Below are 21,572 nucleotides of genomic sequence, written 5' to 3'. Positions count from 1 at the left end.
GGGAGAGGTCTGCGGTGCGTACGGGTGTCAGGCGGGCGTCGAGGTCATCGCGAGGGAGTGCAGGAAGCGCATCAGCGTCATCAGGACGTCCCGGCTGGAGGCCCGGCGGCGGGCGTCGCACTTGATGATCGGGATGTCGTCCGCCAGGTCGAGCGCGGCCCGCAGGTCCTCGATGGGATAGCCGGGGGCGTCCGGGAAGTCGTTTATGGCGATGACGAACGGCACCCCGCGCTCCTCCAGGCGGCCGATCACGTCGAAGCTGACCTCCAGGCGGCGGGTGTCGACCAGGACGACCGCGCCGAGGGCGCCCTCGAACAGGCCGTTCCACAGGAACCAGAAGCGTTCCTGACCGGGGGTGCCGAAGAGGTAGAGCACCAGCTGTTCCGTGATGCTGATGCGCCCGAAATCCATGGCCACGGTGGTGGCCGTCTTGGTGTCCGAGCCGTAGTTGTCGTCGACTCCGACGCCGGCCTGCGTCATGGTCTCCTCGGTGGTCAGCGGCTTGATCTCGCTGACAGCGCCCACCATGGTCGTCTTGCCGACCCCGAAACCGCCCACGATCACGATCTTCACGGCGGCGGTGGCCGTGTGCGGAAGATGGTCCTCGGCGCGAGGACCCGTGATGGTGTCAGAGCTTTTGAAGTCCATGCATCACCGCTTCGAGGAGGGAACGGTCGGGGAGCGCCTGGCGGACGATCGGGGCGCGCGCCTGGACCAGTTCGGCCGCCAGCAGCTCGGTGAGCAGGACGGTCACCACGCTGAACGGCAGGTTGAGATAGGCCGAGAGCTCGGCCACGGACAGGGGGGCCGTGCAGAGCCGGAGCAGCGCCGACTGCTCCGGCTGGGCGGTGGGCGGCGACACGTCGGCGCGCGCCACGATTAACGTCACCAGGTCGAGAGCGGCCCGGTCGCCGTCCTCGACTCCGCCCGTGATGGTGTAGAGGCGTTCGGGGTTCTTCCCGGGTTTGGCCTCTTTGCCGTCGTCGCCGTCTTCGGCGTTGCCGGTCTTGCCGGGAGGCTCCGGGGGTTCTTCCTTGGGGTAGCGCCGCTGGCGTCGCGGAGGAGTCATACGGTCTGCCCGTTGCGTCGGGGCGGACTCGTCAGATGGGCGCCGATCCGGACGACGAGGTCGCGCATCCGGTTGCTCATCATCCCCGCCTCCGCGCTCATGTTGGCGAGCACCGCGAGATAGGCGTTGGGACCCGCCGCCATCAGGTAGAAGTAGCCGCCGTTGATCTCGATGATCACCATGCGCATCCGGCCGTCGCTGTTGGGGAGTTCACCCGCCACGGCCCCGGCCAGGCTCTGCAGACCCGCGCAGGCGGCGGCGACGCGGTCGGCCTGGTCGGGGTCGCCGCCGTAGCGGGCGATGCGCAGTCCGTCGGCGGAGAGCACCACGATCTGCTGGATGCCCGCGACGCCGTCGGCGAGCTCCTTGAGCATCCAGTCGAAGTTGGCTCGCTGCTGGATCACTTGAGGTCCCCCTCGTCATCGGCCTCCAGGTGGGCCGGCTGGATGTTCGGGTCGGCGAGGGCCGGGTCCGGATCGCCCTTGAGCCCGTTCATGAACGCCTCGACCCACAGGCCGGGTTCGGGCTCCTTCTCCTCCGGGGCGGGCTGCGCCCAGGAGGGCGCCGCGGCCGCCGCGGCCTCTGCGGCCGCCTCCGCGGCGCGGGCCTCGGCGATGCGCTGGCTGAGGGGGACCGTGACCCTGCTGCGGCGCTGCGGAAGGCCGTTGGCCGTCCACTCGGTGACCTCCGGAACGTCGTCCTCCATCGATGCGCCGTTCGGAGCGGGGATGCGCGGGCCGGTTGTCGGGCGGCGCTTCTTGGGCTTGCGTGCGGGACCCTCGACCCCGCCGGTGTCCAGGGTCGGCCTGGAGGCCGCGCCGATGCCGTGGGCGGCGCCGACCGCGGGCTCGTTGGTGAGCATGTCGTGCGGCACGACGAGGATGGCGCGCACACCGCCGTAGGCGGACTGGCGCAGCGACACCTGCATGTTGAACATCTGCGAGAGACGGCCCACGACGGCCATGCCGAGTCGCGGGGCCTCCCCGAGGACGTTGAGGTCGACGCCCTGCTGGGCCTGCAGCAGCAGGTTCTCGGCGCGGGCGCGGGCCTCCTCGCTGAGGCTGACGCCGCCGTCCTCGATCTCGATGGCGATGCCGGTCTGCACCTCGACGGCGGTGACGTGCACCTTGGTGTGCGGCGGCGAGTAGCGGGTGGCGTTGTCGAGGAGTTCGGCGGCGGCATGGATCAGCGGCTCGACCGATCCACCCCTGACGGCGATGTCGGCGATCGAGTGGAGCTCGATACGGCGGTACTCCAGGATGCGCGACATGGCGCCGCGCAGCACGCTGAACAGCGTGACGGGCTCGGGCCACTGGCGGACCGGACGACCGCCGCCGAGTACGGCGATGGAGTCGGCGAGACGGCCGATCAGCGCGGTGCCGTGGTCGATGCGCAGCAGGTCGTCGAAGACCTCGGGGTTACGCCCGTGGTCCTCCTCCATCTCGCGGAGTTCGTTGTTCTGCTGGTGGACGATCGCCTGGACGCGCCGGGCGATGTTGACGAAGGAACGCTGCGCGGCGTCGCGCATCGACTCCTCGCGGTCGATGATGCGCAGCACGGTGCGCAGCAGATCGCGCTGCGATCGCGGGAGTTCGCGGTTGACGGGGTCGCCGTCGATGAAGGTGCGAATCACCTCCGCGGGGGAATCTCCGCCGCGCAGCTGCTGCAGTGCGCCGGGCAGGAGATCGCTGCCGAGGCGCACGATCTGCTGGTCGTGGGCGGCGATGCGCTGTTCCAAGTACGCGGTCCGGCGCGCGAGTTCGGCGCGCGCGTCGCGGGCGATGCGGCCGCGGCGCACGGCTTCGGCCGCGCTCGCGAGCACAAGGAGCATCGCGACGGCGCCGCACCAGCCGACGGCGATCCGGGCGGGCTCCGTCACTACGGCGACGGCGGCTCCGGTCGCCGCGGCCATCACTATGGCCGGCAGCAACAGCAAGCGCGCGTAGGGAAGTTCACGGCCAGCGGGAGGCGATTGAACACTCACCATGTATGCCCTCTGAGACAGGTCGGCTTGGGGGTCGGGGGGGTTTGTGGGGGAATCATCACGGTTCAAACTGAATCTTCGGAACTTTTGGGAACAAGCGCCCGAATACATCTCAACTCGGTGCGCTGCGGGCGAGCTTAGTCCGACCGGATCATCGCTGTGTCATATTCAGCAAGCACCTGAAATCACCCACGCGACAGGAGTACTCTCGGCTCCATTTACACGCTCAGGCTTCATTCGCACACGGTGCGTGACGGCGTACGGGCATGCGAAAAAGCCCGGAACGACCGCGGGAAAGGGGCCCCGGAGCGGGGCCGGCCGGGCCGGACCGGACATCGGCAGGTGGGGGTACGGCTCCCGCGCCGGCCGGTCACCTCAGATAGGCACGGCGGTCACGCAGAGGGAGCCGGGGACGGTGCCGCCGGGGTCGTACTGGAGGCCGGCGGCAGTACTGCCGCCGGCCTCTCAGTCGCTCAGCCCACCGACGAGTAGGCCACCACTCCGCGCAGCAGTCCGTCGACCGCCTTGCGTGCGTTCTTCGCGACGGTCGAGCTCTCACCGCCGGAGACGGGGGCGGCCGCGGAGATCTGCCCGAGCACATCGATGACCTGCTTGCACCAGCGCACGAAGTCACCGGCAGGCATCTCGGCCTCGCGCAGCACCTCGTCGAGACCCTTGCCGGACGCCCACTGGTACGCGGCCCAGGCGAAGCCGAGGTCCGGCTCGCGCTGGCCCACACCTTCGGACTGGGTGATCCGGAAGTCCTCCTCCAGGGCGTCGAGCCGGCCCCAGATGCGGACCATCTCGCCGAGCGCAGCCTTGGCCTTGCCCGAGGGCAGCTTCGGTGCCATCGCGTCGTCGCCGACCCGGGCCTCGTACACCAACGCCGAGACACAGGCCGCCAGTTCCGCCGGGGCGAGTCCTTCCCAGACCCCGGCGCGCAGGCATTCGCTGGCGAGCAGGTCGAGTTCGCCGTACAGCCGGGCGAGCCGCTTGCCGTGCTCGGTGACGTCGTTGCCCCGCAGGTAGTCCAGCTCGGTCAGGAGCGCGACGATGCGGTCGAAGGTGCGGGCGATGGTGTTCGTCCGGCCCTCGATGCGGTGCTCCAGCTGCGAGGTGTCCCGCTTGAGCCGGTAGTAGCGCTCGGCCCAACGGGCATGGTCCTCGCGGTCGTTGCACCCGTGGCAGGGGTGGGCGCGCAGGTCCGCGCGCAGCCGGGCGATCTCACGGTCGTCGGCCGCGGCCGCGCGGCCCCTGCGGTGGCGGTCCGGGACGATGTGCCCGGCCTTGGTCCTGAGCGCCGACGCCAGATCCCGACGGGACTGCGGGGAGCGCGGGTTGAAGGACTTCGGGATGCGCATCCGCTCCAGCGCCTCGACGGGCACCGGGAAGTCGATCGACGCGAGCCGCTTGACCTGACGCTCGGCGGTGAGCACCAGCGGGCGCGGCCCGTCGTGCTGTTCGAAGCCCCGGTGGCCGTTGGACCGGCCGGCGGGCAGCCCCGGGTCAAGGACCAGAGCCAGCCCCGCGTACTTGCCGGTCGGGACGTGGATGACATCGCCCGGCTTGAGCTTCTCCAGCGCGACGGCCGCCTCGGCCCTGCGCTGCGACGCCCCCTGCTTGGCGAGCTCCGTCTCGCGGTCCTTGAGTTCGCGGCGCAGCCGTGCGTACTCCTCGAAGTCGCCGAGGTGGCAGGTCATCGACTCCTTGTAGCCGTCGAGCCCCTCCTCGTTGCGCTGCACCTGCCGGGAGATCCCGACGACCGACTTGTCGGCCTGGAACTGCGCGAAGGACGTCTCCAGCAGCTCACGCGAGCGGTGCCGGCCGAACTGCTCGACCAGGTTCACGGCCATGTTGTACGACGGCTTGAAGCTGGAGCGCAGCGGATAGGTGCGGGTGCCTGCGAGTCCGGCCAGGTGGTCGGGGCTGATGCCGCGCTGCCACAGCACGACGGCGTGGCCCTCGACATCGATGCCGCGGCGGCCGGCACGGCCGGTGAGCTGTGTGTACTCGCCGGGGGTGATGTCGGCGTGCTGCTCGCCGTTCCACTTGACGAGCTTCTCCAGCACCACCGAGCGGGCGGGCATGTTGATGCCCAGCGCCAGCGTCTCCGTCGCGAACACGGCCTTGACCAGGCCGCGGACGAACAGTTCCTCGACGATCTCCTTGAACGTCGGCAGCATGCCCGCGTGGTGGGCCGCGATGCCGCGCTCCAGGCCCTCCAGGAACTCGTAGTACCCAAGGACGTGCAGGTCCTCGGTGGGGATGGACGCCGTGCGCTCCTCGACGAGTTCACGCACCCGCACCCGCGCCTCGTCGTCGTTCAGCCGAAGGCCGGCGTACAGGCACTGCTGGACGGCCGCCTCGCAGGCGGCGCGGCTGAAGATGAACGTGATGGCGGGGAGCAGCCCCTCGGCGTCCAGCCGTTCGATGACCTCGGGACGGCTCGGCGTCCACACGCGCGAGCGCTGTCGACGCTCGCGCTCGCGGTCCGCCTCGCGCATCGCGCGGCCCCGTCTGCGGTCCTGGTACGAGGGACGGCTGGCCTCCATGCGCGCCAGGCGCGTGAGGTCGGGGTTGACGGCCTTCTTCTGGCCCTCGCCCTCCTCGAAGAGGTCGTACATCCGACGTCCGGCGAGCACGTGCTGGAACAGCGGCACGGGCCGGTGCTCGGAGACGATCACCTGGGTGTCGCCGCGCACGGTGTCCAGCCAGTCGCCGAACTCCTCGGCGTTCGACACGGTCGCCGAGAGCGAGACCAGGGTCACCGACTCGGGAAGGTGGATGATCACCTCTTCCCAGACGGCTCCGCGGAAGCGGTCGGAGAGGTAGTGCACCTCGTCCATGACCACGTAGCCGAGGCCGAGAAGGGTCCCCGAGCCCGCGTACAGCATGTTCCGCAGGACTTCGGTGGTCATCACGACCACCGGAGCCTCGGAGTTGACGCTGTTGTCGCCGGTGAGCAGGCCGACCTTGTCCGCGCCGTAGCGACGGCACAGGTCGGCGTACTTCTGGTTCGACAGCGCCTTGATGGGTGTCGTGTAGAAGCACTTCTTGCCCTGCTGGAGGGCGAGGTGGACGGCGAACTCGCCGACGATCGTCTTGCCCGAGCCGGTGGGCGCGGCCACCAGGACGCCCTTGCCCCCTTCAAGAGCTTCACAGGCCTCGATCTGGAAGGGGTCGAGGCCGAAGTCGTACATCTCGCGGAAGGGGGCGAGCGCGGTGGCCTGCTCGGCAGCGCGCTTACGTGCTGCCGCATACCGCTCGGCCGGTGAGAGGTCCTCTGTCATCGTGCTTTCGAGACTACCGGCAGCCACTGACAACAGGACGATCAATATCCGGATCACGGACATGGATCACCATCGCGGATCACCGGCACGACGGAGGGGCCGGACGGATGTCCGTCCAGCCCCTCGCACAGGTCGTATCAGGATCAGGTGAAGTCGTCGTACCCGTTCACCCGGCCCGAGGACGCGCCCTCGGTGTTCCCGCTCCCCTGCTCTGGCAGGGCCTTCGACGCCGACACGGTCTCGACCTCGCCGATCGCCTCCGGCGTGAGATCAAGATCGGACGCTTCGTCGTCGTCCAGGTCGGCGTCCGGATTGCGTCGGTTGCGCCTCTTGTCGTTGAGCATCGACACGCCGACCGCGATGAAGTACAGGATCACGATGGGTCCGGCGAGCGCGATCATGCCGAACGGGTCGGTGGTGGGGGTCGCCACGGCACCGAAGATGAAGACGCCCATGACGACACCGCGCCACCAGCCGGCCATCCTGCGCCCGGTCACCATGCCGGTGAAGTTCAGCATGACCAGGATCAGGGGCAGTTCGAAGGCTCCGCCGAAGATCAACACCATCCGGACGACGAAGTCCAGGATCTTGTCCATCGGCAGGATGTTCGCCGAGCCGTCGGGCGTGATGCCCAGCAGGACGCGCATGCTGATCGGCAGAATCGTGTAGGCGAGCGCGGCACCGCCGAAGAAGAGCGGCACGGCCGCGGCCACGAAGGCGTACGTGTATTTCCGCTCGCTCTTGTGGAGCCCGGGCGCGATGAACGCCCACAGCTGGTAGAGCCAGATCGGGCTGGAGAGGACCACACCCGCCATGACGCTGACCTTCACCGTGGTGGTGAAGGGGGAGAGCAGGTCGGTGTACGCGATGACGGCGCAGGAACCGCCGGTCGCCTCGCCCAGGCCCTTGGTGCAGCGCGGCACCGGATCGGTGAGGAACTCCATCAGTTCCTGGCTGTAGAAGGCAGCCACGATGGAGACGACCGTGATCGCCAACATGCCCTTCGCGAGCCGGTTGCGGAGCTCGCGAAGGTGGTCCACGAGAGGCATCCGCCCCTCGGGATCCTTCTCTTTCCTTCGGGCAGGCTTGAGCAACCTACGTCCTCGTCCTAGAGAGTCGGGCCGATCTCCGGCGACCCGGCTGGGGTTAGCGCTGCGTCGTACGGTCGGTCGGCTCGGTCACCGGGCGCGAGCTGGTCACGTCTCCGGGAGCGGCCTGGATGGTGCGCTGGGCAGCAGCCTGCTCGGCGTCGGTCGGAGGACCGGCGGCGGCGTCCTTGCTGTCGTCGGCCTTCATGGCCTTGGCCTCGCTCTTGAGGATGCGAGCGGACTTGCCGAGGGAACGCGCCATGTCAGGAAGCTTCTTGGCTCCGAACAGCAGCACGACGATGACGAGAATGAGAATGATCTCGGTGGGGCCGAGCCTACCCATAGCTGTATACCTTCTTCACCGAGGCGACAGGAGTCTGGTGCTTGGCCGTCGGGCTGAAACATCCGACCACCGCGCTTGGCAGCGATCGTAACCCGCGGGAGTAAACGTGAGGCAATGCCCTTGCATACTCCCTGTAGCGACCCGCGCCTCGCTCTTCGGGCCGCTTCAGCAGCGTACCTGCCGATACCGACAAGATGACAGGGCGAAGTCGCCCACAGCACACCGGGCGCAGCACTCACAGGTCGCCCGGAAGGCACTCACAGCGCATCCACGGTCGCGTCCACCGACCGGGCGGCGCCCGTGGACGCCCGCTCCAGGTCGTCGGCGGCCCGGTTGATACGGCTCGCGGAGTCCGCCACCTGCTTGCCGAGACGCTCCGCCTCCAGGAAGACACGGACGGCGAGCACGCCGAGGACGGCGATTCCCAGAAATCCCACGGCGATCGCGAGCATCGGCCAGAACATGTCGCCGAGCCTAGACGGTGGGGTGCAGCCGCAGGGTCCGCACCCCGCCTCCGGTGAGCAGTTCGACGATGCGCTCGCCGGCGGGCTTGCGGACGGCGGCACCGCATTCGGGGCAGGTGAAGGAGTAGAAGGTGGTGCGGCTGGAGGCGCCGATGGCCAGGCGCAGCGCACTCGCGGAGAGCTCCAGGCGGGCCCGGCAGTCGGGACAGGCGGCCTTGAACACCACGGGAATCACCCTCGTCATTCCAGCGAACGCGGACTTGACCGAAATCTCCGGCATACCAGACATCACCGACCTGCTCAAAGCCCTCGCTCCTGCCTGTCGTACGACTCGTCCTGAACTCCGAGAGGTGCGTGCGGGCCGTGCTCACCGTCGTAGGCCGCGAGCGCCTCGCGAGCCGCCTGGCGGGCACTGTCCGCGACATCCTGCGGCGACACGATCCGGCCGTCGCGGCCCAGCCGCAGCGCGAGCCGGCGCAGCGAGGCCGGGTCGGGCGCACGCAGCGTGATCCGCAGGCCACCGTCGGGCAGCTCCTCGGCACTGTCGTGCGGGTAGTACTCGGCGACCCAGCGGCCGCCGGGGGCGACCTCGACGACCACCTCGGGGTCCTCGGCCGCGGGCTGCACCAGCCCTTCGGAGAGGTCCCGGAGCTCGACCTCGGGCGGCGCGGACGGCTCGTCGAGGATGCGGATCTCGGCCACCCGGTCGAGGCGGAAGGTGCGGCGCGCCTCGGAGCGGCGGCACCAGGCCTCCACATACGTGTGGCCGACGCTGACCAGGCGGATGGGGTCGATCTCGCGCTCGGTGAGCTCGTCACGGGCGGGCGAGTAGTAGCGGATCCACAGCCGGCGCCGCTCGGAGATCGCCCGGTCGACGTCGGCGAAGACACCGCCCTCGGACTCGAAGGTCACCGACAGACGTGCGCTGGCCCCCGCCGCCTCGCCGGAGGCAGCCTCCACTTTGGCGGTGGCGCGCAGCAGCGCCTGCCGGTCGCCCTCACGCAGACCGGGCAGCGTGGACACCGCGCGGGCGGCCACCAGCAGCGCGGTCGCCTCGTCGGCGGCGATGCGCAGCGGCTCGGCGACGTCGTCCGGGTTGTGCCACCAGATCCGCTCGCCGTCGGTGTCGATGTCGAGGAGGTCCCCGCCGCGGAAGCTGGTGCCGCACAGGGGCAGCACGTCCAGGTCGGAGATCAGCTCGTCCTCGGTGATGCCGAAGGCGCGGGCCACGTCGCCGACGCGCGCGCCGGGGCGCTCGCGCAGATACGTCACCAGGGACAGCATCCGCCGGGTCTGGTCGATGGCACTGGTGGGCCTGGCCGGTTTTCCTGCCACTGTCCTACGTTCCCCCTCAGCCCTTGGCCACGGCGCGCAGCCGGTCCACGACGTCGGCCCGCAGCTCGGCGGGCTCCAGGACCACCACGTCGGGTCCGAACTCGACGAGCCAGGCGTCCAGCCCGTGCCCGTACGGAATCTCCAACTCGTCCCACCCGTCGCCCAGTTCCCGTACGGAGGCGGCCTTGGCGCGCAGCGGGTAGCCCGCTCCCGTGCGCAGCCGGATCAGCGCGGAGCGGTCGGCGTTCTCCCCCGCCCAGCTCGCCACCGTCTCACGCACGGTGACGACGTCGGGCACCTCGGCGGTGTAGCGGCCGGAGCGGGTGCGGACCTTGCCGGTGATCCGGGAGAGCCGGAACACCCGCTCGGCACTGCGGTCACGGTCCCAGCCGGCCAGGTACCAGTGGCCGCGCCAGCATTCCAGGGCCCAGGGCTCCACGCTGCGGGGCTCGGGCTGGGCGGCGTTGGCCTTGCGGTAGTCGAAGAGGACCGGGCGGCGGTCGCGGCAGGCCAGCATCAGCGGCTCGAAGGCCGCCTCGTGCACGGGGATGCGCGGTTCCAGGGCGCCGTGCGACTCGTACGGGTCGACGTCCTCGGGAAGTCCCGCGGCGCGCAGCTTCTGCAGGGCGCCGCTCGCCGCGCCCGCGAGGCGGGCCTGCTGCCAGACCTTCGCGGCCAGCCCGAGGGCGGCCGCTTCCTCGGCGTCGAGGGTGATGGGCGGCAGCCGGTTGCTGTCACGGCGGGCCATGTAGCCGACTTCGCCGTCGAGGTTCTCCACCGTCTCGATGACCAGGCCGAGTTCACGCAGATCGTCCTTGTCGCGCTCGAACATCCGGTTGAAGGAGTCGTCCGAGCCCGCTTCCAGATAGGCCTCGATGGACTCGCGCAACTCGCGCTTGCTGAGCGGCCGCCGTGTCCCGAGCAGACACAGCGCCAGGTTCATCAGCCGCTCGGCCTTGGCAATGGCCATCGACGCCCTTCCTATGGTGCTTCCGACCGATGACCGTACCGCTCCGTGGTGTCGCGGCAAAAGCCGAGGGCCCATGCCCGGACAGGCATGGGCCCCAGGTGATCGGGACCGATCGGATCACGTACACAACTCGTACGACGATCACGCGGATCGGACGCCGACCGATCCTCGTACGACGATCAGACCGCGATCAGGTCGACGACGAAGATCAGGGTCTCGCCGGGCTTGATCGCCGGGGTGGGGCTCTGGTTGCCGTAGGCGAGGTGCGCCGGAATGGTCAGCTGGCGACGGCCGCCGACCTTCATCCCCTGCACGCCCTTGTCCCAGCCCTTGATGACGCGGCCGCCGCCCAGCGGGAAGCGGAAGGGGGTCCCACGGTTCCAGCTGGCGTCGAACTCCTCGCCGGTGCTGAAGGCGACGCCCACGTAGTGGACGCTCACGTTCTGGCCGGAGACCGCTTCGGCGCCGTCGCCCTCCCAGATGTCCTTGATCTCGAGGTCCGCCGGGGGCTCGCCGCCCGGGAAGTCGATCTCGGGCTTCTCGATGCTCACGTTTCTGGCTCCTGCTTGTTTGCGTAAAGGCCTTGAGGCAAGACAGACAGTCTCACATCCCCGGAAGGGTTACATCTTCGCCAGGATGTCGACCGTGAAGACGAGGGTGGAGTCCTTCTTGATGCCGCTGCCGCTCGGCGGGCTGTCTCCGTAGCCCAGGCTCGGCGGAACGACGATGAGCACGCGGCTGCCCACCTTCTTCCCGGTCAGACCCTGCGACCAGCCCTTGACGACCTGCTGCAGCGAGAACGACGTCAGCGCGGCCCTCTTGTACGTCGAGTCGAACTCCTTGCCGCCGTCCCACAGCACACCCTTGTACTGCACGAGGACGGTGCTGTCCGCCTTGACCTCGTCGCCGTCGCCCTCGATGACGTAGTTCGCCACGAGCTTCTTCGGGGCGTCCGTCTTCGGGATGTCGACGGCAGGGGCCTTGCCGTCGGTGTTCGTGCCCACCTTCGGCAGGGCGGCGTCGCTCTGGGCGACGTTCTTGCCCTTTGCGGAGCTCTTGGCGTTGAAGGTGTTGTCGATGTCGACGACGAACACCAGCGTGTCGGTGCCCTTGATGCCCGCCTGCGCGTTGCCCTCCTTGCCGTAGCCCCAGGTCGGCGGGACGGCCATCTGGACGCGGCTGCCGGTCTTCTTGCCCGTCAGGGCGTAGCGCCAGCCGTCGATGATCTGGCCCTGGGCCAGCGGGATGAAGAGGGCTGTCTTGCGGTCGTAGGAGTTGTCGAAGACCTTCGCCGTGCTCCAGATCTGGCCCAGGTAGTTCGCCTGGACGTAGTCGCCCTCCGCGACCGTCTTCCCGCTGCCCGCGATCACGGTCTTGACCGCCAGGTCCTTCGACGGCTCGCCGCTGCCCTTGGCCACGGTCGGCTTCTCGTCGAACTTCACCCCCGCCGTGATGGCCGGAAGCGGACCGTCGACGATCTTCGGCGGCGGGGGCGCCGAAGCGGAGGCCGAGGCCGAAGCCGACGGACTGCTGCTGGACTTGGCGGTGTCTGACTTGTCGTCGTCACCGCATCCGGCGAGTGTGACCAGTCCGGCTGGTACGGCAATAAGGAGTGAGCGTCGGCGCACGGTGGGGGCCTCGTATCGGTCGATCTTGGTTGATGGCGTGCGCGCAACTCTACGACGTGACGCGGGCGCCGTACGGAAAACGTACGGCGCCCGGTGTTGCGTTCCGACTGATCGGCCGGAAGCTGTGGATCACATTCCTGCGATCAGCTTCTCCACCCGGTCGTCGACGGAACGGAACGGGTCCTTGCACAACACGGTGCGCTGTGCCTGGTCGTTGAGCTTGAGGTGCACCCAGTCGACGGTGAAATCGCGGCGCTGTTCCTGTGCGCGCCGGATGAAGTCACCGCGCAGCCGCGCCCGAGTGGTCTGCGGGGGCACCGACTTGCCCTCGAAGATCTTCAAGTCGTTGCAGATCCGGGCGGCTTGGCCCTTCCTCTCCAGGAGGTAGTAGAGACCGCGCCGGCGGTGGATGTCGTGGTAGGCGAGGTCTATCTGCGCGACCCGCGGGTGGGACATGGTCATGTTGTGCTTCGCCCGGTACCGCTCGATGAGCTGGTACTTCATGACCCAGTCGATCTCGGTGCCGATCCGGTCGAGGTCCTCCGCCTCGATCGAGTCCAGGACCCGGCCCCACAGTTCCAGCACCTGCTCGACCGTCCCGGTGCGGATGCCGCGGCGCTCGCAGAAGTCCACGGCCTTCTCGTAGTACTCGCGCTGCACCTCCAGGGCGGAGGCCTCGCGTCCGCTGGCCAGCCGCACCTTGCGGCGGCCCGTGATGTCGTGGCTGACCTCGCGGATCGCCCGGATCGGGTTCTCCAGGGTCAGGTCCCGCATCACCGTGCCCGCCTCGATCATGCGCAGCACGAGGTCGGTGGCGCCGACCTTGAGGAGCATGGTGGTCTCGGACATGTTCGAGTCGCCCACGATGACGTGCAGGCGGCGGTAGCGCTCGGCGTCCGCGTGCGGTTCGTCCCGGGTGTTGATGATGGGCCGGGAGCGGGTCGTCGCCGAGCTGACGCCCTCCCAGATGTGCTCGGCGCGCTGGCTGACGCAGTACACCGCGCCGCGCGGAGTCTGCAGCACCTTGCCGGCACCACAGAGGAGCTGCCTCGTGACGAGGAACGGAATGAGGATGTCCGCCAGCCGGGAGAACTCCCCGTGACGCGCCACCAGATAGTTCTCGTGGCAGCCGTAGGAGTTTCCGGCCGAGTCGGTGTTGTTCTTGAACAGGTAGACGTCGCCCGCGATTCCTTCCTCGTGCAGGCGTCGTTCGGCATCTACCAGGAGTCCTTCGAGAATGCGCTCGCCGGCCTTGTCGTGGGTGACAAGTTCCGTCACGTTGTCACATTCCGGTGTCGCGTATTCCGGATGTGATCCCACGTCGAGATAGAGGCGTGCGCCGTTTCGCAGAAAGACATTGCTGCTACGGCCCCATGACACGACACGGCGGAAGAGGTACCGAGCCACCTCGTCGGGAGACAGGCGCCGCTGTCCCCTGAACGTACACGTGACGCCGTACTCGTTCTCCAGCCCGAAAATGCGGCGGTCCATGACTGAACATTACGCCCGATCCCCTGAGCTGAAACGGGGTTCGACGGCACGGTTTGGATCATTTTCCGATGAGACCGCAACTACCGCGCCCCCGCCGGGAGCTGCGAGGACCCGCCCGGTGGCCGCCAGCACCAGCAGCGACACGGCTCCGGCGACACTCGGCACGGCGAAGCCCCACACCGCCCCGCCCCACTCGACGACCGGCCCCGCAAGGCCCGTTCCGACGGACGCGCCGACCGTGAACGTCGTCACGAGCCAGGAGAACGCCTCGGTGACCGTGCCGCTCGGTGCGTGCCGGTCCACGATGATGAACGCGCAGGCGATGCAGGGCGCCAGGAAGAGCCCCGCGAGCGCGGTGAGCGCCGTCATGGGGACCGCGCCGGGCACCAGCATCAGCGGCAGGTAACACACCGCCAGCAGGGCTACGAGCACCCGCAGTCGCCGCTCCGGGGCGCCCCGCCACTGCCGCGCCCCGTAGACGGTGCCGCCGACCAGCGCGCCGAGGCCGATGCCCGCCATGAGCCAGCCGTACACGGCGTCGCCGCCGTGGTCGTCCGCGTACGCCAGGGACGCGACCGTGATGGAGCCGAGCGCGATGCCGACGAACAGGAACGCGCCGAGCAGTGCGAGGAGCCCGGGCGACCTGAGCGCACCGAGCCAGTGGGCCTCGCGGGGCTCGGAGCGCCACGCGCGCGAGGGCGGCGACACGACCACGGAGAGCGCGCCGAGGACGCCGATGGCCGCGAGGACGACGAGCGCGGTCCGCGCGGACCACAGGGACACGCACAGCGTCAGGAGCAACGGCCCGACGGTGAACATCACTTCCTGCGCGACGGCGTCCATCGCGTACGCGGTGTGCACCTGGTCCTCCTTACGGAGGACGGAGGGCCACAGCGCCCGCAGACCGCCCTCCAGGGGAGGCGTGAAGAGCCCCGCGACCGCGATGGCGGCATACGCGAGCGGCAGCGGATCGGTGCCCTCGAGGGCGAAGACCGTCATGCCGAGGGCGGAGACCACCGCGGCGGACAGCTGCACGCGCGGCTGCCCGTGGAGGTCCACGAGCCGGCCGAGCAGCGGCTGCCCGGCGGCGTTGGCGACTCCGTAGACCGCCGCGAGCCCCCCGGCGAGGCTGTACGACCCGCCCTGCGCGCGGATGAAGAGCACGACGGCGATCGCGGCGGTGGCGTTCGGCAGCCGGCCCACCAGCGTGCCGACGAGCAGGCGCGTGGCGTGCCTCGTCCTGAGGATCTCCAGGTAGCCCGCGGCCATGTCGTGTCCTTCTGCTCGCCCGCAACACATGAGGTTTTACGTATAACGTCTCCCGTCATACGTACCATGTGCCCAGTCGGCGAGTCCAGCAGAAGGCGCAGGTGCACGGTGGCACGAGGCAGCACCCGGCCCACGAGCCGTGACGTCGCCCAGGCCGCCGGGGTCTCCCAGGCCGCCGTCTCCCTGGTCCTCGGCGACAAATGGCGTGGCCGGGTCTCGCAGCCCACGGCCGAACGCGTACGGGAGGCCGCCCGCGAACTGGGCTACCGCCCGAACCTGGCCGCCCGCAACCTCCGCCTCGGCCGCACCCGCACCGTCCTGCTCGTGGTACCCGCACTCACCACCGAGTTCTTCGCCGGCGTCTACACCGGCGCAGCCCGCGTCGCGGCCGAGCACGGCTTCGGTGTGGTCCTCTACCCCTCCCCCGAAGGCATCGGCCCCGCCCGCGACCCCTTCGGCTCGGCCCGCGCCGCCCTGGACGGCGTCATCGCCTCCTCCATGGCCGCCGACGCCCTCACCGCCATCCGCGGTGACCAGCTGCCCCTCGTCATGCTGGACAGCGACCCCGCGGGCAGCCTCGGCGCCGCGACCGTGAACCTCGACATCGCCGACGGGGTACGGCGGGTGGCCGACCACCTGCTGGAACTGGGGCACCGCCGCTTCCTGCACCTGGCCGCCGACATCCCCTCCTGGACCTTCGAGGTACGCGCGCGGGAACTCGCCGAGCGCGTCGGCACCGTGCGTACGGCGCTCTCGCCGATCTCCGTCGAAGGAGCGCTCGCCGCCGTCGAAGCCGCCCTCCGCGAGCCCGGCCCTCGGCCCACGGCCGTCATCTGCGACGACGACAAACTCGCCGTCGGCGCCTACAAGGCCGCCCGCCGACTCGGCCTGCGCATCCCCGAGGACCTGTCCGTCACCGGCTTCGACGACCTCGGACTCGCGACCGCCATCGACCCGGAGCTCACCACCGTCCGGCTCGACGCCGAGCTCTTCGGTGAACGCGGCATGCGGGCCCTGCTGGCCGTTCTGGACGGCCGTACGCCGACGGACGGGGACATCCCGGTCGAACTGGTCGTACGGGGCTCCACAGCCCCGCCAGGCCGCTCCTGAACCCCCTGCACCCCATGGCCCCCGGCGCCCCGAAACGCAGTGGGCCCCGGCCACTGTCGGCCGGGGCGCACATCAGCGATCGGGTCGCTCACTCGTCGTCCGCGGCGTCCTCGGCCTCGGTGGCGGTCGACGCGCCGTTCGCCTCCAGCAGGCGGGCCAGCTGACGGCCGACGATGCGCTTGAACTTGCGCTGCTGCGGACGCGTACGGTCCAGGATCGCCACCTCCAGACGCTCCGCGGGGATCTCCCGCTGCCCGCCGTTCGGTTCCCGCGACAGGGACTTCACGGCCAGCTTGAGCGCCTCGGCGAGGCTCATGCCGTCCTGGTGCTGCTCGTCGAGATAGCTGCTGATCTGCTCGGCGTTGCCGCCGACCGCGACCGAGCCGTGCTCGTCCACGATCGACCCGTCGTGCGGCAGCCGGTAGATCTGGTCGCCCTCAGGGGTCTCGCCGACCTCCGCGACCACGAGCTCCACCTCGTAGGGCTTCTCGGCCGCCGAGGAGAAGATCGTGCCCAGCGTCTGGGCATAGACGTTGGCGAGACCACGGGCGGTCACGTCGTCACGGTCGTAGGTGTAACCGCGCAGGTCGGCATAGCGCACGCCGCCGATCCGCAGGTTCTCGTACTCGTTGTACTTGCCGGCGGCCGCGAAGCCGATCCGGTCGTAGATCTCGCTGAACTTGTGCAGCGCACGGGACGGGTTCTCGCCGACGAACACGATGCCGTCGGCATACTGCAGCACGACCAGGCTGCGGCCGCGGGCGATGCCCTTGCGGGCGTACTCCGCCCGGTCGGCCATGGCCTGCTGGGGTGAGACATAGAACGGCGTCGACACCGGTTATCCGTCCCTTTCTGTCGAAGTCACTGGATCACCTTGAGAAGAAGGCCGCTGTCAGAGCAGCGCGGCCCGCGGGCCGTCGGGCTGCTCCAGGCGCCGCTCCAGGATCGAGCGGGCGATCTCGGAGGACTCCTCGTCGGTGAGACGGCGGAACCCGTCCTCGGTGATCACGGTGACGATCGGGTAGATCCGGCGGGCGACGTCCGGACCGCCCGTCGCCGAGTCGTCGTCGGCCGCGTCGTACAGGGCCTGCACGACGAGCGTCGTGGCCTGCTGCTCGTTCAGGTCCTTGCTGTACAGCTTCTTCATGGCGCCGCGCGCGAAGATCGAGCCGGAGCCCGTGGCCGCGAAGCCGTGCTCCTCGCTGCGGCCGCCGGTGACGTCGTAGGAGAAGATGCGGCCCCTCTCGCGGTCCACGTCGTATCCCGCGAAGAGCGGCACCACGGCCAGGCCCTGCATGGCCATGCCGAGGTTGGAACGGATCATCGTGGACAGCCGGTTGGCCTTGCCCTCCAGCGAGAGCGTGGCCCCCTCGACCTTCTCGAAGTGCTCCAGCTCCAGTTGGAAGAGCTTGACCATCTCGACGGCGAGACCGGCGGTGCCGGCGATACCGACGGCCGAGTACTCGTCCGCCGGGAAGACCTTCTCGATGTCCCGCTGCGCGATGACATTGCCCATGGTGGCCCGCCGGTCACCGGCGAGCACCACGCCACCGGGGAACGTGACGGCGACGATGGTCGTGCCGTGCGGCGCCTCGATGACACCCTTCATGGGCGGCAGCTGCCGGTTGCCCGGGAGCATCTCCGGCTGGTGCGCGGACAGGAAGTCCATGAAGGACGACGACCCTGGCGTCAGGAAGGCAGCTGGTAGACGCCCGGTGCTACGAGTGTTGGCTTCCACGAGGATCCCTCCAAGTAGGCGGCAGCCCGACGAACTGCGTCGGGATCATCTCCCAACTTGCCGATGGCCGAATTGCAGTTGAAGCACAGTACGCCACGGACCCTACCCGTCTCGTGGCAGTGATCCACATGAATGGCCGGGGCTTTCAAACAGATCACGCAGAGCCCCATTTGAGAGGCGATCATCTCGTCACGTTCGGCTTCGGTCATGCCGTACTGACGCTTCAGGTGACCCGCGCGCCCCTTGTCGGCCCGACACGCTTTGCAGCTCGTCGAGAGGCCGTCAGAGGCACTCGAATTGCGATGCCACTCACCGTGGGGCTTGATCTCACCGCAGCTGCGGCAGAACTTGTACCCCTCGGGCGTGTGCACCTTCGGCCGGACGTTCTTGCCTTTGGCCAGTTGTCGAGCCTGGTGGTACGCCGCCCAACACTCCCGACAATAGGCCTGGAGCCCATCACGGGCAGCCCTGTTGCTGGCAAACGCCACTCGCGGCTTGGATTCCTCGCACCGCGAGCAGCGCTTCACGCCATCTTTGCTTGCCAACTCGACACCCCCCAGCACCTTCAATTCGAAGGCTACTCGCCACCCTTCTGAACGAAACTTCGAACGAAGTCCTCTGCATTCTCCTCGAGGACATCATCGATCTCGTCCAGAACCGAGTCGACGTCGTCGCTCAGCTTCTCCTGGCGTTCCTTGAGGTCGTCCGTGGCCTGTGCGTCCTGGGCCTGCTCCTCGACCTCCTCGGTGGAACGCGTTGCCTTCTGCTGTCCGCCGCCGGTGTCCTTGGTCGCCATCTACCTCACCCCGCTCGGTTCGACGTTCTTGATCAGACCCTACAAGCCGGGTCCGACATCGGCCCCGCACTTCTGCAACGTGCGAGGCCCACCTCTGTGATTCCCCTGCCGTGGACCTTTCAGCCGCCGGAGAGCACGCGAACCAGGTCTTCGGCCGTACGGCACCGGTCCAGCAGCTCTTTCACGTGATTACGCGTTCCGCGAAGCGGCTCCAGGGTTGGGACGCGCTGGAGCGAGTCCCGGCCCGGGAGATCGAAGATCACCGAGTCCCAGGAGGCCGCCGCGACGTCGTCCGCGTACTGCTCCAGGCAGCGTCCGCGGAAGTACGCACGAGTGTCCTCCGGCGGCTTCGTACGGGCGTCGTCCACGTCCGTCTCGGTCAGCAGGCGCTTCATCCTGCCGCGAGCCGCGAGGCGGTTGTAGAGGCCCTTCTCGGCCCGTACATCGGCGTACTGCAGGTCGACCAGGTGCAGCCGGGCCGCGTCCCAGTCGAGGCCGTCCCGGCGCCTGTAGCCCTCCATCAGCTCACGCTTGGCGACCCAGTCGAGCTCTCCGGAGAGGCTCATCGGATCGTTCTCCAGGCGGTTGAGCGTGTCCTCCCAGCGGACCAGGACGTCCTTGGTCTGGTCGTCCGCGTCGGCTCCGAACCGCTCCTCCACGTACTTGCGGGACAGCTCGAAGTACTCCATCTGAAGTTGCACGGCGGTGAGTGTCCGACCGCTGCGGAGCGTGACCAGCCGCTTCAGCGAGGGGTCGTGCGAGACCTGGTGCAGTGTGCGCACGGGCTGGTCGACGGCGAGGTCCACGGCGATGAAGCCGTCCTCGATCATCGACAGGACGAGCGCGGTGGTGCCCAGCTTGAGATAGGTCGAGATCTCGGAGAGGTTCGCGTCGCCGATGATCACATGGAGCCGGCGGTACTTCTCGGCGTCCGCGTGGGGTTCGTCGCGCGTGTTGATGATGGGGCGCTTGAGGGTGGTTTCGAGGCCCACCTCGACCTCGAAGTAGTCGGCGCGCTGACTGAGCTGGAAGCCGTGCTCGTGCCCGTCCTGACCGATACCGACGCGGCCCGCTCCGGTGACGACCTGGCGTGAGACGAAGAACGGCGTGAGGTGGCGCACGATGTCCGAGAAGGGGGTCTCCCGCTTCATCAGGTAGTTCTCGTGCGTGCCGTAGGAGGCGCCTTTGTTGTCGGTGTTGTTCTTGTAGAGGTGGATCGGCTGGGCGCCGGGGAGCTGGGCCGCGCGGTCCGCGGCCTCCGCCATGATGCGCTCGCCGGCCTTGTCCCACAGGACGGCGTCCAGCGGGTTGGTGACCTCGGGGGCGCTGTATTCGGGGTGTGCGTGGTCGACGTACAGCCGCGCGCCGTTGGTGAGGATGACATTGGCGAGGCCGATGTCCTCGTCGGTGAGCTGGCTTGAGTCGGCGACCTCGCGGGCGAGGTCGAAGCCTCGCGCGTCCCGGAGCGGGTTCTCCTCCTCGAAGTCCCAGCGGGCGCGGCGCGCCCGGTGCATCGCCGCCGCGTAGGCGTTGACGATTTGGGACGAGGTGAGCATGGCATTGGCGTTCGGGTGGCCAGGGACGGAGATCCCGTACTCCGTCTCGATGCCCATTACTCGCCGTACGGTCATGCGGCCCTCCTTGCCCGGCGGCGTCCTCGGTCGGGGACGCTGCTCAAGTACCGCTGGTGCTCCGGTGCGTGTGCGGTGCCCGTCCCCGCACTGCGCGACTCGGCGGTACGAAAGAGCCTAGAGCGCCTCTGCGCTGGTGGGGAGATCATTTGCGTCATTGCTCTGCTCCAGCCGTGACCCGAAAAACAGTCGGCTGCGGGTACCCGGCTCGGGCACCCGCAGCCGCCCTGTCTTTTACAGGTACTGCCCGGTGTTGGCCACGGTGTCGATGGAGCGTCCGGTGTCCGCACCCTGCTTTCCGGTGATGAGCGTACGGATGTACACGATCCGTTCGCCCTTCTTTCCGGAGATTCGGGCCCAGTCGTCCGGGTTGGTGGTGTTGGGCAGGTCCTCGTTCTCCTTGAACTCGTCCACACATGCCTGGAGGAGGTGGGAGACGCGGATGCCCTTCTGCTTGTGGTCGAGGAAGTCCTTGATCGCCATCTTCTTGGCCCGGCCCACGATGTTCTCGATCATGGCGCCGGAGTTGAAGTCCTTGAAGTAGAGGACTTCCTTGTCACCGTTGGCGTAGGTGACCTCCAGGAAGCGGTTCTCCTCGGATTCCGTGTACATGTGTTCCACGGCCGTCTGGATCATGCTCTGGACGGTGGTGACCTTGTCGCCGCCGTGCTCCCCCACGTCCTCGGGGTGCAGCGGGAGCCGCTCCGTGAGGTACTTCTGGAAGATGTCCTTGGCCGCTTCGGCGTCCGGACGCTCGATCTTGATCTTCACGTCGAGGCGGCCGGGGCGCAGGATGGCGGGGTCGATCATGTCCTCGCGGTTGGAGGCACCGATCACGACCACGTTCTGCAGGCCCTCCACGCCGTCGATCTCGGCGAGCAGCTGCGGGACGATGGTGTTCTCCACGTCCGAGCTGACGCCCGACCCACGGGTGCGGAAGAGGGACTCCATCTCGTCGAAGAAGACGATGACGGGGGTGCCCTCGCTGGCCTTCTCACGCGCACGCTGGAAGACGAGGCGGATCTGCCGCTCGGTCTCGCCGACGTACTTGTTGAGGAGCTCGGGGCCCTTGATGTTGAGGAAGAAGCTCTTGCCGGTGGCCTGTCCGGTCACCTCGGCGACCTTCTTGGCCAGCGAGTTGGCGACGGCCTTGGCGATGAGCGTCTTGCCGCATCCGGGGGGCCCGTACAGCAGCACACCCTTGGGCGGCCGCAGTTCGTGCTCCTTGAAGAGGTCGGGGTAGAGGTACGGGAGCTCGACCGCGTCACGGATCATCTCGATCTGGCCGCCCAGACCGCCGATCTGCTCGTAGCCGATGTCGGGGACCTCTTCGAGGACGAGTTCCTCGACCTCGCTCTTGGGAACG

At 68.7% G+C, this 21,572-nt stretch carries 22 protein-coding genes; 1 reads left to right on the top strand and 21 read right to left on the bottom strand.

Annotated elements, in window-relative coordinates:
* Positions 1–27 precede the first annotated feature (27 nt).
* The 15 genes from ACN6LB_RS23015 to ACN6LB_RS22945 form a co-directional block, all read right to left on the bottom strand.
* Positions 28–648, bottom strand: a complete 621-nt coding sequence (locus tag ACN6LB_RS23015; protein ID WP_356139317.1) for a GTP-binding protein — start codon at positions 646–648, stop codon at positions 28–30.
* Positions 629–1,069, bottom strand: coding sequence for a DUF742 domain-containing protein (locus ACN6LB_RS23010; protein ID WP_445027574.1), 441 nt, complete (start codon positions 1,067–1,069; stop codon positions 629–631). Before ACN6LB_RS23010 ends, ACN6LB_RS23015 begins: the two co-directional genes overlap by 20 nt.
* Positions 1,066–1,473: a roadblock/LC7 domain-containing protein gene (locus tag ACN6LB_RS23005; RefSeq protein WP_356139313.1), complete on the bottom strand. Its 408-nt coding sequence runs from the start codon at positions 1,471–1,473 to the stop codon at positions 1,066–1,068. Before ACN6LB_RS23005 ends, ACN6LB_RS23010 begins: the two co-directional genes overlap by 4 nt.
* Positions 1,470–3,056, bottom strand: coding sequence for an ATP-binding protein (locus ACN6LB_RS23000; RefSeq protein WP_356139311.1), 1,587 nt, complete (start codon positions 3,054–3,056; stop codon positions 1,470–1,472). The genes ACN6LB_RS23005 and ACN6LB_RS23000 overlap by 4 nt, the downstream gene beginning before the upstream one ends.
* A gap of 470 nt (positions 3,057–3,526) precedes the next feature.
* The gene (locus ACN6LB_RS22995) at positions 3,527–6,388 is read right to left on the bottom strand and encodes a DEAD/DEAH box helicase (RefSeq protein WP_445027612.1); all 2,862 of its coding nucleotides are present in this window, start codon (positions 6,386–6,388) and stop codon (positions 3,527–3,529) included.
* A 98-nt stretch (positions 6,389–6,486) separates the two neighbouring features.
* Positions 6,487–7,392: a twin-arginine translocase subunit TatC gene (tatC, locus tag ACN6LB_RS22990; RefSeq protein WP_356139309.1), complete on the bottom strand. Its 906-nt coding sequence runs from the start codon at positions 7,390–7,392 to the stop codon at positions 6,487–6,489.
* A 97-nt stretch (positions 7,393–7,489) separates the two neighbouring features.
* Positions 7,490–7,774 (bottom strand): Sec-independent protein translocase subunit TatA, encoded by a 285-nt coding sequence (gene tatA, locus ACN6LB_RS22985; protein WP_356139307.1) that lies wholly within the window; start codon positions 7,772–7,774, stop codon positions 7,490–7,492.
* Between the two features lie 257 nt (positions 7,775–8,031).
* Complete coding sequence (locus ACN6LB_RS22980) at positions 8,032–8,238, bottom strand: hypothetical protein (protein ID WP_356139305.1); 207 nt, start codon at positions 8,236–8,238, stop codon at positions 8,032–8,034.
* 10 nt (positions 8,239–8,248) lie between these two features.
* Positions 8,249–8,527, bottom strand: coding sequence for a hypothetical protein (locus tag ACN6LB_RS22975; protein ID WP_445027573.1), 279 nt, complete (start codon positions 8,525–8,527; stop codon positions 8,249–8,251).
* Between the two features lie 11 nt (positions 8,528–8,538).
* Positions 8,539–9,573, bottom strand: coding sequence for a helix-turn-helix transcriptional regulator (locus ACN6LB_RS22970; RefSeq protein WP_445027572.1), 1,035 nt, complete (start codon positions 9,571–9,573; stop codon positions 8,539–8,541).
* A gap of 16 nt (positions 9,574–9,589) precedes the next feature.
* Positions 9,590–10,543: a helix-turn-helix transcriptional regulator gene (locus ACN6LB_RS22965; RefSeq protein ID WP_356139299.1), complete on the bottom strand. Its 954-nt coding sequence runs from the start codon at positions 10,541–10,543 to the stop codon at positions 9,590–9,592.
* A 179-nt stretch (positions 10,544–10,722) separates the two neighbouring features.
* Positions 10,723–11,094 carry an FKBP-type peptidyl-prolyl cis-trans isomerase gene (locus tag ACN6LB_RS22960; protein WP_369239156.1) on the bottom strand — a complete coding sequence of 124 codons (372 nt, stop codon included), beginning with the start codon at positions 11,092–11,094 and terminating at the stop codon, positions 10,723–10,725.
* A 69-nt stretch (positions 11,095–11,163) separates the two neighbouring features.
* The gene (locus ACN6LB_RS22955; protein ID WP_445027571.1) at positions 11,164–12,171 is read right to left on the bottom strand and encodes an FKBP-type peptidyl-prolyl cis-trans isomerase; all 1,008 of its coding nucleotides are present in this window, start codon (positions 12,169–12,171) and stop codon (positions 11,164–11,166) included.
* A gap of 129 nt (positions 12,172–12,300) precedes the next feature.
* A complete protein-coding gene (gene pafA / locus ACN6LB_RS22950) occupies positions 12,301–13,662 on the bottom strand; it encodes a Pup--protein ligase (RefSeq protein ID WP_019066118.1) in 1,362 nt (453 codons plus the stop codon).
* A gap of 9 nt (positions 13,663–13,671) precedes the next feature.
* Positions 13,672–14,931, bottom strand: coding sequence for an MFS transporter (locus ACN6LB_RS22945; RefSeq protein ID WP_445027570.1), 1,260 nt, complete (start codon positions 14,929–14,931; stop codon positions 13,672–13,674).
* Between the two features lie 108 nt (positions 14,932–15,039).
* Here ACN6LB_RS22945 and ACN6LB_RS22940 point away from each other — a divergent pair, with 108 nt between their 5' ends.
* On the top strand, positions 15,040–16,041 hold the full coding sequence (locus tag ACN6LB_RS22940; RefSeq protein ID WP_356139290.1) for a LacI family DNA-binding transcriptional regulator: 1,002 nt from the start codon (positions 15,040–15,042) through the stop codon (positions 16,039–16,041).
* A gap of 88 nt (positions 16,042–16,129) precedes the next feature.
* Here the strand turns inward: ACN6LB_RS22940 and prcA are convergent, their stop codons facing one another.
* From prcA to arc, 6 genes are all read right to left on the bottom strand, one after another.
* Positions 16,130–16,876: a proteasome subunit alpha gene (gene prcA, locus ACN6LB_RS22935; protein ID WP_356139288.1), complete on the bottom strand. Its 747-nt coding sequence runs from the start codon at positions 16,874–16,876 to the stop codon at positions 16,130–16,132.
* A gap of 57 nt (positions 16,877–16,933) precedes the next feature.
* The gene (gene prcB / locus ACN6LB_RS22930; RefSeq protein ID WP_445027569.1) at positions 16,934–17,779 is read right to left on the bottom strand and encodes a proteasome subunit beta; all 846 of its coding nucleotides are present in this window, start codon (positions 17,777–17,779) and stop codon (positions 16,934–16,936) included.
* Positions 17,731–18,324, bottom strand: a complete 594-nt coding sequence (locus ACN6LB_RS22925; RefSeq protein WP_445027611.1) for an endonuclease VII domain-containing protein — start codon at positions 18,322–18,324, stop codon at positions 17,731–17,733. The genes prcB and ACN6LB_RS22925 overlap by 49 nt, the downstream gene beginning before the upstream one ends.
* Positions 18,325–18,356: 32 nt before the next feature.
* Positions 18,357–18,575, bottom strand: a complete 219-nt coding sequence (locus ACN6LB_RS22920) for a ubiquitin-like protein Pup (RefSeq protein WP_127181041.1) — start codon at positions 18,573–18,575, stop codon at positions 18,357–18,359.
* Between the two features lie 119 nt (positions 18,576–18,694).
* On the bottom strand, positions 18,695–20,206 hold the full coding sequence (gene dop, locus ACN6LB_RS22915; RefSeq protein ID WP_356139283.1) for a depupylase/deamidase Dop: 1,512 nt from the start codon (positions 20,204–20,206) through the stop codon (positions 18,695–18,697).
* A gap of 234 nt (positions 20,207–20,440) precedes the next feature.
* Positions 20,441–21,572 (bottom strand): proteasome ATPase (gene arc / locus ACN6LB_RS22910; RefSeq protein ID WP_445027568.1); only part of this gene is annotated, 1,132 nt, incomplete at its 5' end.

The organism is Streptomyces sp. SAS_270 (genome assembly GCF_052543295.1).
Note: the sequence above shows the minus strand (reverse complement) of the source record. Positions and strands in the feature narration are given on the sequence as shown.